Below are 14,035 nucleotides of genomic sequence, written 5' to 3'. Positions count from 1 at the left end.
AAACACCAACACCACACCACCCGACACGGCGGTGCCGACCGGTCCGAGCGAGTGGAGTGCGGCCCGCAGCTCCTCGCGGTTCTCCCCGAGAACGACGGCCCGGTGCCCGAAGGCCGGGCGGCCGGCCAGTCCCGCGGCCACCTCCGCGATCGGCGCGTCCACCCGGGCCAGCTCCGCGGCGAGGTCGCGGACCGCGGCCTCGGAGCGGCCGGTCAGAATCCACGGCACCAGGGCATCGGCCGCGGCGGCCGGCGTCGCATCGCCCTCCTCCAGGATGACGTGCGCGTTGGTGCCGCTGATCCCGAACGAGGAGACACCGGCCCGGCGCGGACGGTCCCCGGCCGACCAGGGCCGGGCCTCGGTGAGCAGCTCGACGGCGCCGGCCGACCAGTCCACGCGCGGCGACGGCGCATCGACGTGCAACGTGCGCGGCATCGTCTCGTGCCGCAACGCCTGCACCATCTTGATCACACCAGCCACACCCGCAGCCGCCTGCGCATGACCGATGTTCGACTTCAACGACCCCAGAAACAACGGCCGCCCACGATCCTGACCGTACGTCGCCAACAACGCCTGCGCCTCGATCGGATCACCCAACGTGGTACCCGTACCGTGCGCCTCCACCACATCCACATCAGCCGGCACCAACCCCGCACCCGCCAACGCCTGCCGAATCACCCGCTGCTGCGACGGACCATTCGGCGCCGTCAAACCATTCGACGCACCATCCTGATTCACCGCACTACCCCGCACCACCGCCAACACCCGACGCCCCGCCCGCCGCGCATCCGACAACCGCTGCACCACCAGCACACCGACACCCTCGGCCCACCCCGTACCGTCCGCACCCGCCGCGAACGCCTTGCACCGGCCGTCCGCCGACAGGCCGCTCTGGCGGGCGAACTCCACGAACATGCCCGGCGAGGCGAGCACGGCCGCACCGCCGGTCAGCGCCAGCTCGCACTCCCCCGACCGCAGCGCCTGCCCGGCCAGGTGCAGGGCCACCAGCGAGGACGAACACGCCGTGTCGACGGTCAGCGCGGGACCTTCGAGACCGTAGAAGTAGGACAGCCGGCCCGACGCCACGCTGGGGCTGTTGCCGGTCAGCAGGAAACCGCTGAGGTCCGCACCCGCGTCGTGCATGCGCGGACCGTAGTCCTGGGCCATCGCGCCGACGAACACCCCGGTACGGCTGCCCCGCAACCCCGCCGGATCGATACCGGCCGACTCGAACGCCTCCCACGACGTCTCCATCAGCAACCGCTGCTGCGGATCCATCCCCAGCGCCTCACGCGGACTGATCCCGAAGAACTCCGCATCGAACCCCGCCACGTCGGCCAGGAAGCCGGCCCGGGCCGGCAGGTCGCCCGCGACGTCCCAGCCCCGGTCGGCCGGGAAGCCGGTCATCGCGTCCACGCCGTCGGACACCAGGCGCCACAACGCCTCCGGCGAGTCCGCGCCGCCCGGCAGCCGGCACGCCATGCCGACGATCGCCAGCGGCTCGTCGGCGGCCGCGGGCGCCGTCGTCGGGGCCGGGGTCTGTTCGGCGGCGTCGCCACCGAGCAGCGCCAGCAGCAGCCGGACCACCGCGGCGGGCGTGGGATGGTCGAAGATCAGGGTGTCCGGCACCGGCACGCCCGCGGCGCGCTGCAACCGGTGACGCAGCTCGACGGCGAGCACGGAGTCGAAGCCCAGCGTCTTGAAGGACAGGTCCAGGTCCAGCGCCCCGGCGTCGGCCCGGCCGAGGACCGCCGCGACCTGGACCTGCACGAACGCGCGCACCACCTCGGCGGCGGGCCGGTCCGAGCCGTCCACCAGTTCCTGCAGCGCGGAGACCTCCGGCGCGGAGACCTCCGGCGCCGGGACCGGCTCCGTGACCGCCGGCCCGGCCGGCGGTGTGGCGGCCCGCGCCGGACCGTCCGGCAGCCAGTGTCGCTCCCGCTGGAACGGGTACGTCGGCAGGTCGACCGTCCGCACGTCGGAACCGAGGTCCACGGTCCAGTCCACGGGCGCGCCGTGCACGTACGCCTCGGCCAGCGCCGCACGCACCTGATCCGGTCCGCCCCGGTCCCGGCGCAGGGTGCCCAGGTGCACGCCGCGGACACCGGCGTCGTCGATCGTGGCCTGCACCGCCTCGCCCAGCATCGGATGCGCGGCGACCTCGATGAACGACCGGTGGCCGGCGTCCAGCAACGCCCGGACGGCGCGCTCGAACGCGACCGGCTCCCGCATGTTGCGGTACCAGTAGCCGGAGTCCATCGTCCCCGGCTCCAGCCGGGCGCCGGTGACCGTGGAGTACAACGGCACGCCGCCGGTCCGCGGGCCGACCGGGGCCAGGGCGTCGAGCACGTGCTCACGCAACCCGTCCACCTGCGGCGAATGCCCGGCGAACGCCATCCCGGGGATGCGCTTCGCGCGCACGCCGGCGTCCCGCAGCTCGGCGACGAAGGCGTACACGGCGTCCGGCGCCCCGGCCACGGCGCACGACCGGGGACCGTTCACGGCGGCGACCACGAGGCCGTCGTCCCGGCGGCTCAGCAGTTCCTCGGTCTCGGCGCCGCTGAGCAGGACCGAGGCGGTCGCGCCGGCTCCGTCGAGGGTGGCCCAGGCCCGGCTGCGCACCGCGATGACCCGCACGGCGTCGGCCAGCGACAGCTCACCCGCGACGTACGCGGCGGCGACCTCGCCCTGGCTGTGCCCGACGACGGCGGCGGGCTCCACCCCGTAGGACCGCCACAGCGCGGCGAGCGACACCATCATCGTGAACAGGGCGGGCTGCGCGATGTCGGTGCGATCCAGCGACGGGGCACCCGGCCGGCCACGCAGCACGTCGAGCACCGACCAGCCGATCAGGTCGCGCAGGGCGGCGTCGCAGGCCTCGGCCTCGGCGCGGAACGGCGCCGAGGTGTCCAGCAGTCGCGCGCCCATCCCGTCCCACTGCGCGCCCTGGCCGGGGAAGACGAACACCGGGCCGCCGTCGAGGACGGTGGCCCGGTGCACCGGGGCGGCCAGGGCGGCCAGCAGGCTGGCGCGGTCGGTGCCGGTGACCACGGCCCGGTGTTCGAACGGCGTCCGGGTGGTCGCCAGCGACCACGCGATGTCCCGGGCCCGTACTCCGGGACGGGCGGCGACGGCGCGCACCCGCTCCGCCTGGTCCCGCAGCGCGGCGGCCGAGCGTGCGGACAGCGGCCAGGCCACCGGCGCCGGGTCGTCCTCGCTCGCGTCGGTGGCCGCCGGCACGGTGTCCGCGGCGGAGACGATGACGTGGCAGTTGGTGCCGCCCATGCCGAACGAGCTGACGCCCGCGATCAGGGGCCGCCCGGCGTCCGGCCAGGCGCCGCCGCCGACCCGCACCCGCAGCCGCCATTCGTCGAACGCGATCGCCGGATTCGGTGTCTCGTGGTTCAAGGTGCCCGGCAGGTGCCGGTGCCACACCGACAGCACCGTCTTGAGCAGGCCGGCGGCACCCGCCGCGGCTTCCAGGTGACCGATGTTCGTCTTGACCGAACCGACCTGCAGGGTGCCGCGCCGGTCCGCGTCGGCGCCCAGGGCGGCCGCCTCGACCGGGTCGCCGATCCTGGTGCCGGTGCCGTGCAGCTCGACGTACTGCACGTCGGCAGCGGTCACGCCGGCGTCCTGGCGGGCCCGCTCGATGACCGTCTGCTGAGCGTCCCGGTCGGGCACGGTCAGCCCGGCGCCGCCGCCGTCGTTGTTCACCGCGCTGCCGCGCAGCAGCCCGTAGATGCGGTCGCCGTCGGCGTGCGCCCGGGCCGCGTCCTTGAGGACCAGCAGGACGCCGCCCTCGCCGCGGGCGTACCCGTTGGCCCGGGCGTCGAAGGTGTAGCAGCGTCCGTCCGGGGAGAGCGCGCCGAACCGGGCGGGCAGCACCGAGCCGTCCGCGGCGAGCATCAGGTTCACGCCGCCGGCCAGCGCCAGGTCCGCCTCGCCGCGGCGCAGGCTCTGCATCGCCAGGTGCACGGCGACCAGGCTGGACGACTGGGCGGAGTCGACGCTGAGGCTGGGCCCGGTCAGGCCCAGCCGGTACGATACCCGGTTGGCGATCAGGCCACGGCTCAGGCCGGTCAGCGTGTGTGCGTCGACCGCGTCCGGTCCGCGTTCATGGCTCAGCATCGCGTAGTCGTCACTCATCGCACCGACGAAGACGCCGCACGCCGTGCCGCGCAGAGCCGCGGGCACGATCCGCGCGTCCTCGAACGCCTCCCAGGCCAGTTCGAGCGCGAGGCGCTGGTGCGGATCCATGGCGGCGGCCTCGCGCGGCGAGATGTCGAAGAACGCCGGGTCGAAGCGGTCCACCGCGTCGAGGTAGCCGCCGGCCGGCGCGGTGGCCGCGGCGCCCTGCCGCCCCGGCGGCGGGGCGCCGACCGCATCGCCGCCCGCCACCAGCAGCCGCCAGAACGACGCCGGGTCGGGCGCCTGCGGGAGCCGGCAGGCCATGCCGACAACGGCAATCGCGTCCTGAGGCACGGGAGCCACCATTTCTCGTCTCCTCCAGGCCGATGCGGGGCGGACCCACGGGCCGGCCACATACGTCGCCGATGATCCGCCTCGTTTGTACGGGGGCCCGGACGCTAAAACACCTAGTTCCGGGCCGGGGTGAACTAGGGAAACCCCGGCTCCGGCAGGGCTAGAAAGAACGCCGTGAGGAGGCCGCGGTGAAACTTCTGGTGACCGGCGGCGCGGGCTTCATCGGTTCGCACTTCGCCCGATCGATCTTGCACGGTGAATACCCGGACATCGATCCGGAAGTGGTGACGGTGCTGGACTGTCTCAGTTGGGGCGGCGACGTCCGCAACCTCGAGGCAGTCCGGGACGATCCCCGGCTGCGGTTCGTTCTCGGCGACATCCGGGACGAACAGTTGGTCGGGGAACTCATGCGCGAGCACGACACGGTCGCGCACCTGGCCGCCGAGACCCATGTGGACCGCTCCGTCTCCGGCGCGGCCCCGTTCATCGACACCAATGTCGGTGGCACCCGGGTGCTGCTCGACGCGGCCGTGACGCACGGGGTGGAACGCTTCCTGCACGTCTCGACCGACGAGGTCTACGGCTCGATCGACGAGGGCGCGTGGACCGAGGAGCAACCGCTCGCCCCGACCTCGCCGTACTCGGCGGCGAAGGCCGGCTCGGATCTGCTGGCTCTCGCGTTCCACCGGACGCACGGGCTGCCCGTCGTGGTGACCCGGTGCTCCAACAACTACGGCCCGCACCAGTTCCCGGAGAAGCTCATTCCGCTGTTCGTCACCCGGCTGCTTCAGGGCCTCGACGTGCCGCTCTACGGCGACGGTGGCAACATCCGGGACTGGCTGCATGTCAGCGATCACTGCCGCGGGCTCGCCCTGGCGCTGACCGGCGGCCGGGCCGGCGAGATCTACCACATCGGCGGTGGGCGCGAACTCACCAACCGCGAGCTGGTCGAGCGCCTGTTGAAGGGGTGCGGCGTCTCGTGGGACCAGGTCACGGCGGTGCCGGACCGCAAGGGCCACGACCGCCGGTACGCGCTCGACCACTCCAAGATCACTCAAGAGTGCGGCTACCAACCGCAGGTCGACTTCGACCTCGGCCTCGCCGACACCATCGACTGGTACAGCTCACACCGCTCCCGGTGGCCGGCGCCGCGTTGACGCGGCTGCGAACGCGGGTGCACACCCGGAAGCGAGGACCGATGGACAACGGTGGCGGCCGGACGCGCGGCATTCTCCTCGCCGGCGGCACGGGCTCACGCCTGTGGCCGGCGACCCGGGCGGTGTCGAAACAGCTGATCCCGGTGTACGACAAACCCATGGTCTACTACCCGCTGGCGACGCTGATCTCCAGCGGCATCCGGGAAATCGTCATCATCACCACGCCGGAGGAGAGCGGGCAGTTCCAGCGGCTGCTCGGCAACGGCCACCAATGGGGAATCGAGCTGCGGTACGCGGTCCAGCCCCGGCCCGAGGGCATCGCGCAGGCGTTCCTCATCGCCGAGGAGTTCCTGGCCGGCGGTCCGGCAGCGCTCATCCTGGGCGACAACCTCTTCCACGGCGTCGACCTCCGCCCGTTCGTCGAGCTGTGCGACGGCCTGAGCGGCGGGCGCATCTTCGGCTACCCGGTCACCGATCCGACCGCGTTCGGCGTGGTCGAGTTCGACGACCTGGGCCGGGTGCTGTCGATCGAGGAGAAGCCGGCCCGGCCCCGCTCGCGGTACGCCGTGCCGGGCTTCTACCTCTACGACTCCGAGGTGGTGCCGATCGCCCGGGCGATCGGCCGCAGCGCCCGCGGCGAGTACGAGATCACCGCGGTGAACGAGGAGTACCTGCGCCGCGGCGCGCTCCAGGTGACCGTGCTGGGCACCGGCACCGCGTGGCTGGACACCGGCACCGTGGCCGATCTGGTCCGGGCCCAGGAGTACGTGCGGGCGATCGACACCGGTCAGGGCACCAAGGTCGGCTGCGTCGAGGAGGCGGCCTGGCGGGCCGGCTTCATCGACGACGACCAGCTGCGCGAGTTGGCGGCGCCGTTGCTGCGCAGCGACTACGGCTCGTACCTGCTGCGGCTGCTGCACGCCGGCGACCGGGTCGGGCCGCGGGAACAGCTGCTGACCGCGCTGGACTGACACCCGACACGGCACCGGCCCGGCGGTTACGACCGCCGGGCCGGTGCTGTTTCGCTGTCAGGCGCCGGAGGCGAACAACTGCTCCTCGACGGCCCGGCACTGCTCGTAGTCCGGGAGCAGACCCGCCTCGGCCGCCTCGGCCAGCCGTACCCCGACGCTGTCCCGGTCGGAGACGATCGGATCGATGTCCGCGGGGATCGGCAGCGCCAGGTCCGGGTCGAAGACCGAGATCGCCTTCTCGTTGTCCGGCACATAGGCCCCGGTGAGCATGTACGACATGACGGTGTCGTCGGCGAGCGAGATGAAGGCGTGGCCGACACCGACCGGGAAGTACACCGCCCGGAACTCCCGCGGATTCACCCGCACGGCGTCCCATGTGCCGTACGTCGGTGAACCGACCCGGATGTCGACCACGATGTCGATCGCCTCGCCCACCGGGCAGTAGACGTACTTCGCCGTGCCCGGCGGCGTGACGGTGTAGTGGATCCCGCGCACCACCCCGCGCCGGGACACGCTGTGGTTCGTCTGGGCGACGGGGAAGGCCGGGCTTCCCTTCACCGACGCGAACGGCTCTCGCTGGAACGGGGAGACGAACAGTCCACGGCGATCCGGGAACACCTCGGGGGTGCACACGAACGCGCCCTGGACGGCGAGTTCTTCGACCTTCATGTGATCTCCTTGAACCGGTCGCTCACAGCGTCTTGAGGATGTCCCGAAGGGCACTGATCGTCTTCTCCTGGATCTCGACCGGGAGAGACGGGTACATCGGCAGCGAGAAGATCTGCCCGGCCAGCTCCTCGGTGACCGGAAGCGAGCCCGTCGGGTAGCCGAGGTGGGCGAACCCGGACATGGTGTGCACCGGCCACGGGTAGCTGATGTTGAGTTCGATCCCGTAGCCGCGCAGCCGTTCGAGGATCTCGTCGCGTCGCGGGTGGCGCACCACGTAGACGTAGTAGACGTGGTCGTTCCCGTCGGCCAGCCGGGGCAGCACCAGGTCGGTGTCCGCCAGGCCGTCCGCGTACCGCTGGGCCACGGCCCGCCGGCCGGCCAGGTACCCGTCCAGGCGGGTCAGCTTGCGGCGCAGGATCTCGGCCTGCACCTCGTCCAGGCGGCTGTTGTGCCCGGGCGTCTGCACGACGTAGTACCGGGTCTCCATGCCGTAGTACCGCAGCCGGCGCAGGTTGGCCGCCACCGTCTCGTCCGAGGTGATCGTCGCGCCGCCGTCCCCGTACGCGCCCAGCACCTTCGTCGGATAGAACGAGAACGCCGCGGCGTCGCTCATCGTGCCGGCCGGCCGGCCGTGGTGCCGGGCGCCGTGCGCCTGGGCGCAGTCCTCCAGGATCGGCAGGTGGTGCCGATCGGCGATCTCGCGCAGCGGCCGCATGTCGACGCACTGCCCGTAGAGGTGGACCGGCAGCAGGCACCGGGTCCGGCCGGTGACGGCCGCCTCCACCTGGGTGGTGTCCATCAGGTAGTCGTCCGCCCGGACGTCCACGAAGACCGGCTTGGCGCCCACCGAGTCGATCGCCACGATTGTCGGCGCGGCCGTGTTGGAGACCGTGATCACCTCGTCGCCCGGGCCGATGCCGAGCGCTTGCAGGCCGAGCTTGATGGCGTTGGTCCCGTTGTCCACGCCGACGCAGTGTTCGATGCCGTGGTAGGCGGCGAACTCCTCCTCGAAACCGCGGACGCTCGCGCCGAGCACCAGCTGACCCGATCGGAACACCGTCTCCACCGCGTCGAGGATGTCCCCGCGCTCGGCTTCGTACTCGGTGAGGTAGTCCCACACCCGGATCGTCACGACCACTCCTCACCGGCGACGGCGACGAAGAGCCCCCGGCCGCCCTGCACGTCCTTGATGTATTCGGCGTTCAGGCCGGTCGCCGCGAATGCGGCCTCGTACTGGTCCTGGGTGAACAGCGTGTGGGTGTAGGTCTCCGCGAAGTGCCGCGCTCCGGACTCGGGATCGGCCACCAGGAAATGCACGTCCATCGTGGAGCCGGCGCCGGAGCGGACCGTGTGCGACATCCGCGCGATGGTCCGCTGCCCACTCTTGACCACCTCGCCCGAGACGTACCCGTCGATGAACTTCTCCTGGAACCACCACGGCTCCACGACGATCACTCCGCCGGGGGCCAGATGCCGCCGGAAGCACCGCAGCGTCTGGCGCAGCTCGTCCTCGTCGCGGGTGTGGCCCACGGACCCGAACAGGCACACGACGGCGTCGAACGTGCGGCCGAGTTCGAAGGCCCGCATGTCACCCAGGTGCATGCCGGCGCCGGGCAGTTTGCCCCGTGCGACGTTCAGCATGTCCTCGGACAGCTCCAGCCCTTCGACCCGGTCGAACGCCTCGGCGAAGTGCACCAGGTGGCCACCGGCACCGCACCCGACGTCGAGCAGGGAACCCGCCTCCGGCTGCCGGTCCCGGATCACGTCGGTGAGGTACTCCGCCTCGGCCCGGTAGTCCTTTCCCCGGCTCGCGTTGAGGTCGTCATGAATCTTGGCAACGTCACGTCCGTACATGGGGCTCCTTCGTGGTGGTTTCTTCGCGTTCCAGCAGGGCCGCCACGGTGCGGTCCACGGCTTCGTCGAGGGCCGTCTGCGCGTGCCATCCGGAAGCGAGCTGGAAGGGCGCCGGGTCGATGGTGACGCTCAGGAAATCGATCACGGGCGCGTGCGCCGGCGCCGGTACCGACGTCACCGGAACGGCCGGCTCGCCGGTGTGCTCGGCGACCGACGCCGCGACGGTGCGGAAGACCGCGCCCACCGTGTCGTGCCGCCCGGTGCCGACCAGCCAGTGCCGGCCGGTCAGATCCTGGGGTTCCCGCATGGCGGCCAGGAACGCGTCCGCCGCGTCCTCGACGTAGACCAGGTCACGCTTGACCGTGCCGTCGTGCCACATGGTCAGCGGCCGGCCCGCGATCGCCCGGCGGGCCATCGCGGTCACCACGCCCTGGTCCGGAACGCTGGACAGCCAGCTCTGGCCGAAGATCGTGGGCAGCCGCAGGCTCACCCCGCGCAGGACCGACGCCTCGGTCGCGGCCTTCAGGAGTCCCTCGGCGGTGAGTTTCTGGCGGTCGTACGCGGTCTCCGGCCGGTCCGGCTCGCTGCCGTTCATGGGGTGCTCCGGCGGCCGGCCCACCTGCGAGGTCGTCGCCGCGAACACGACCAGCGGAGGGGGTCCCGCCGCACGGCGACGGCCGAGGATCTCGGTGAGGTCGCGCACGATGCCGACGTTCACCCGCTCACCCTCGGGGCTGTCGGCGTCCCGCCACCCGCCGCTGTGCTTGCCCAGATGGAGGATCACGTCGGCGTCCGCGACGGCGTCGGCCAGACACCGGCTGTCGGTGAGGTCCGCCGGGCACACCTCGACGTCGGCCACGGTCTGGTCCGGCACGGGGCCGCGACGGCGCGACACGGCCCGCAGGCGGACCGGGAGCTGGGCCAGACGGGCGACGACGACCGAGCCCAGATATCCCGAGGCGCCCAGCACGCTCACCAGCGGTCGATGTCCAGCACCTGACGGAGCAGGCCGGTTACTGTGCACGATGATCCTCGCTCAGGTCAGGGTACGGAGACACGCGTAGAGGCTGCGTGCCTCCATGTTGAGGTAGTTGCTGTGCCGGACCAGGTCGCCGAGTTCGCCGACGGCGAGCCAGCGGAACCCCTCCGGCGCCGGGCCGCTCAGGTCGTCGCCGGCGTCCACCAGCAGGTAGCGGTTCAGCGCCCGGTAGAAACGCCCGCCCTCCTCGGAGTGCACGGCGTCGTAGCGGATCCGGTCGGCCGGCGCGGCCAGGACCTCGTCGAGCAGGTACGGCCGGGCGTCCGGCGGGTAGGAGCTGGGCTGGCACTGCACGGTGGGTGCGAGTTCCGCGCCGACCAGCGAGCCGGCCTCGACCCGCGCCTGCATCAGCACCTGCGGGGCGCCGCCGACGGTACGCATCAGCCCGGCCACCACGCCCTCCTCGGCCGGCGCGATCAGCGGCTGGCTCCACGAGCCGACCTCCCGGCTCGGCGCCCGCACGTCCACGCCGATCACCCGGAAGAACCGGCCTTCCTCATGCGCGACCTCGGTCTCGGTGCGCCGCCATCCGCGACCGACCACCAGGTCGAGCGGAAGCTCCCGCTGCTCGTGGGAATGGTCGGCCCGGGTCTCGGTGAGCCAGCTCAGCACGTCCACCGCCGCGTCCGCGTCGCCGACCGGATGCAACGGCACCGTGGACAGCACGGAGCGCGCATCCATGTTGATCACACAGGACTCGGCCAGCAACCGGTGCAACTGCCCCAGGGTGAGCCAGCAGAAGTCGTCGCCGGCCTCGATCGCCCCGGTCGCCTCCACCACCATGTTGCGGTTGCGCTTGCGGAGGAACCAGGACCCCTGCTCGGACTGGAGGCTGTCGACCAGCACCCGTCGCTCGCCGGACGGGCGGAACAGGTCGAGATGGCGGATCGCCCGCCCGCCGTGGACCCCGGAGAAGTTGCTGCGGGTCGCCTGCACGGTCGGCGACAGCTGCACCAGAGGCTCGTTCCCGGGCTCCATCTTCGCCTGCATCAGGAAGTGCAGGACGCCACCGAACTCCTTGACGACCATGCCCAGCACGCCGATCTCGGGTTGCACGATGATCGGCTGCAGCCAGGCGTCGGGCGTCCGCTGCGTGCAGTGCACCCGGAGCCCCGCGATGCTGAAGAACCGCCCGGTGTCGTGCACCAGATTCCCGGTCGCCGGGGCGAACCCCCATCCGGTGAGCCGCGCGAACGGCACCGGGGTCACCTCGAAGTCGTGCGCCGCGCTCCGCTCGGCGAACCAGCTCCAGAACTTCTCCAGCGGCGTGACGTCGCTGTCGCGGCAGGCCGCGGACAGCGCGAATCGCTCGTCGGTGCGCACGGTCGCCTCACCCACGGGAGGCGGGCGCCGCGGAGCGGTGCCGCCAGGACCGGGAGGGCGAAGCGTCCGCCAGGTACGCCTCGAGCACGTCGGCCGCGCGCACCGCGCCGCCGGCCCGCACGCACTGCTCCCCCATCGCCCGGACGCGCTTCTGGGTCTCCTCGTCGCCGTCGATGGCCAGCACCGCGGTCCGAACGCCCTCGGCGGTCATCTCGTCCGCGTGGATCATCGTGCCCAGCCCGAGTTCCTCGACCCGCTCGGCGTTGATCACCGCGTCCGCGCTGGCCGGCATGCAGAGCAGCGGCGTCTGGTAGTACAGCGCCTCCATCAGGCTGCTGATGCCGGCGTGGTTGACGTAGATGCGGGCGTGCGGCAGCACTTCCTGATGGGACACCCAGTTGCGGACCTCGACGCCCTCGGGCAGCGGTCCGAGGTCCGTGGCGTTCAGCTGGTTGCCGATCGACATCACCACGTGCCACCCGAGTCCCTCGAAGGCCCGGGCGCAGGTGGCGAAGTAGGCGATCGCCTCCTCGCGCATCGAATCGTTCATGATCGTGCCGCGCGAGACGAGCGCGATCGGGCGGCCGTCGGACGGGGGCATCCAGCCACCCATGAACGACCGGTCGCTCAGGCACGGCCCGAGGAACTGGAACGTGTCGTCGAAGCGCTCGGCGAAGTACTGGAACTCCCGGGGGTAGAACGCGAAGGTCAGGCGGTCGTTGCCGATCAGGAAGTCCTCGATGGACACGCCGGACATCCGGTTCTCGCGCATCATCCGGCCGGCCCGGGAGATGTACTCGAGCATCGCCGGGTGCGTGGTGTCCAGGCTGCCGCCCACCGGGCGCAGCAGGCGGCTGACGAGTTCCGGGTCGCCGTTGTTGGCGAAGCCCGGGCAGAACACGGCGAGGGGGCGGTCCCACCGGTAGGAGAGGGCCCGCCCCGCGTGGGCCACCGAGTGGTCGCAGACGATCAGGTCCGGTACGTCGTCGCCGAGGTGCGCGTCGACCGCCCGCACGATCCGCTCCGCCTCCTCGAAGAACAGCAGCGGCGCGGTGGCCGCGTTCTTCGCGTTCGCCACCTCGGTGTGGTTGACCTCGGGCAGATCCGTGGCGAACCCGATCGGCCGTGCGCCGGCCCCCTCGATGGCGTCGGCGAGATCCTCGCCGCTCACGTAGGTCACGCGGTACCCGCGCCGCACCAGCTCGGAGACGATCGCCAGGGCGGGATAGAGATGACCCTTGGCGGACATGCCGGCGAACAGCACATGCTTCACGACGGTGACTCCGTACTCTCGGAAGGCCGGACCGGGTGAATTGAATCGCGCAGGTCGCCAAGTGTTTCCCTAGTTCCGCCCGGAGGCCTGCGCCGCGGCACCCGGTCAGCTCACGTCCACCGCGAGCAGGCCCCGGCGGAACGCCTCGGCGACGGCCGCGGCGCGGTCGTTGACGCCGAGTTTGGTGTAGACGTGCAGCATGTGACTCTTCACCGTCGCCTCGCTGATGAAGAGGCGGGAGGCGGCCTCCCGGTTGGTGGCGCCGGCCGAGACCAGCTCGAGCACCTGCAGTTCGCGGGCGCTCAGCGCGTCGGCCGGGGTGCGGACCTGGCCGAGCAGCCGGGTCGCGACCGACGGGGCGAGCACGGCCTTGCCACCGGCCACCGAGCGGATGGCCCGGATGAGTTCGTCCCGGCAGGCGTCCTTGAGCAGATACCCGGTGGCGCCGGCCTCGAGCGCGGGCAGCACGTCGCGGTCGGTGTCGTAGGTGGTGAGGACCAGGACGCGGGCGGTGACGCCGAGCCGGACGAGTTCCCGGATCGCGCTGACCCCGTCCATCCTGGGCATGCGCAGGTCCATCAGGATCACGTCCGGGGCCAGCACCCGGGCCAGGTCGACGGCCTGCGCGCCGTCGCCGGCCTCGGCGAGCACGTCGAACTCCGGGTCGCTGTCGAACATCCCGCGGATGCCGCCGCGGACGACCGGGTGGTCGTCGACGATGAGCAGCCGGGTCGGCGCGTGCATTCGGTAGGTCTCCGCCACAGTCGTTGGTCACCGCGCCCGCGGGACGGCATGGCCGCGGGTGGACGTGGCCGCGGTGGGCGGCCACGTCCACCCGCTCGGATCAGTGCGGTGCGGTCAGGCCGGCCGGCAGGTCACCGAGACGGTGACGCCCAAGTTGTACGAGAGGCGGGTGCCGGGCAGGCACCAGCCGTACACCGGGTCCTGGGCGATCGGCAGCAGGTGACCCTGGGGCAGGAATCCCGAGCACCACATCCCGGTGGGGCTGGGCGCGACGCCGACAGCGCCGAAGACCCCTGCGCCGTTGCCCTGGACGCATTCCCACAGGTAGACGGTCTCGCCGTCGGCGGTCGTGGACTGCGCCGGCCGGGGCGCGGCCTGGGCGGCGGTGGCCGGGAGCATCGACGCTGCACCCAGCGCGAGCGCCAGGCCTCCGGCCGCTAACAGTTTCCGGAACATGTAGGTCCCTTCTCTCGTCGGAACGGTTCGGACCACGGTATTGATCCACGATCCGGGACTTCCC

General features: G+C 72.0%; 11 protein-coding genes. 2 read left to right on the top strand and 9 right to left on the bottom strand.

Annotation, left to right across the window (positions count from 1 at the left end):
* The coding region (locus LDL48_RS30850) for a type I polyketide synthase (RefSeq protein ID WP_225258641.1) at positions 1-4,485 on the bottom strand (4,485 nt) is incomplete at its 3' end.
* Between the two features lie 188 nt (positions 4,486-4,673).
* On the opposite strand from LDL48_RS30850, the gene rfbB reads away from it, so the two are divergent.
* Both rfbB and rfbA read left to right on the top strand, forming a co-directional pair.
* On the top strand, positions 4,674-5,642 hold the full coding sequence (gene rfbB / locus LDL48_RS30845) for a dTDP-glucose 4,6-dehydratase (protein WP_225258640.1): 969 nt from the start codon (positions 4,674-4,676) through the stop codon (positions 5,640-5,642).
* Between the two features lie 41 nt (positions 5,643-5,683).
* Positions 5,684-6,613, top strand: coding sequence for a glucose-1-phosphate thymidylyltransferase RfbA (gene rfbA, locus LDL48_RS30840; protein ID WP_225258639.1), 930 nt, complete (start codon positions 5,684-5,686; stop codon positions 6,611-6,613).
* 57 nt (positions 6,614-6,670) lie between these two features.
* Here rfbA and LDL48_RS30835 read toward each other — a convergent pair whose 3' ends face one another.
* The 8 genes from LDL48_RS30835 to LDL48_RS30800 form a co-directional block, all read right to left on the bottom strand.
* Positions 6,671-7,282, bottom strand: coding sequence for a dTDP-4-dehydrorhamnose 3,5-epimerase family protein (locus LDL48_RS30835; RefSeq protein ID WP_225258638.1), 612 nt, complete (start codon positions 7,280-7,282; stop codon positions 6,671-6,673).
* A gap of 22 nt (positions 7,283-7,304) precedes the next feature.
* The gene (locus LDL48_RS30830) at positions 7,305-8,414 is read right to left on the bottom strand and encodes a DegT/DnrJ/EryC1/StrS family aminotransferase (protein ID WP_225258637.1); all 1,110 of its coding nucleotides are present in this window, start codon (positions 8,412-8,414) and stop codon (positions 7,305-7,307) included.
* Positions 8,411-9,136 (bottom strand): class I SAM-dependent methyltransferase, encoded by a 726-nt coding sequence (locus LDL48_RS30825; protein WP_225258636.1) that lies wholly within the window; start codon positions 9,134-9,136, stop codon positions 8,411-8,413. The genes LDL48_RS30830 and LDL48_RS30825 overlap by 4 nt, the downstream gene beginning before the upstream one ends.
* Positions 9,123-10,160, bottom strand: coding sequence for an NAD-dependent epimerase/dehydratase family protein (locus LDL48_RS30820; RefSeq protein ID WP_225258635.1), 1,038 nt, complete (start codon positions 10,158-10,160; stop codon positions 9,123-9,125). Before LDL48_RS30820 ends, LDL48_RS30825 begins: the two co-directional genes overlap by 14 nt.
* 12 nt (positions 10,161-10,172) lie before the next feature.
* Positions 10,173-11,498, bottom strand: a complete 1,326-nt coding sequence (locus LDL48_RS30815; protein WP_225258634.1) for an NDP-hexose 2,3-dehydratase family protein — start codon at positions 11,496-11,498, stop codon at positions 10,173-10,175.
* Positions 11,499-11,505: 7 nt separating this feature from the next.
* On the bottom strand, positions 11,506-12,771 hold the full coding sequence (locus LDL48_RS30810; protein ID WP_225258633.1) for a macrolide family glycosyltransferase: 1,266 nt from the start codon (positions 12,769-12,771) through the stop codon (positions 11,506-11,508).
* A 105-nt stretch (positions 12,772-12,876) separates the two neighbouring features.
* Entirely contained in the window at positions 12,877-13,515 is a 639-nt protein-coding gene (locus LDL48_RS30805; protein WP_225258632.1) for a response regulator transcription factor, read from the bottom strand.
* Between the two features lie 114 nt (positions 13,516-13,629).
* Positions 13,630-13,971: a hypothetical protein gene (locus LDL48_RS30800; RefSeq protein WP_225258631.1), complete on the bottom strand. Its 342-nt coding sequence runs from the start codon at positions 13,969-13,971 to the stop codon at positions 13,630-13,632.
* Positions 13,972-14,035 lie beyond the last annotated feature (64 nt).

It is taken from the genome of Jidongwangia harbinensis (genome assembly GCF_020216025.1).
GTDB classification, from domain to species: Bacteria; Actinomycetota; Actinomycetes; order Mycobacteriales; family Micromonosporaceae; genus Actinoplanes; species Actinoplanes harbinensis.
This window is presented reverse-complemented; position numbering and strand designations above follow the sequence as displayed.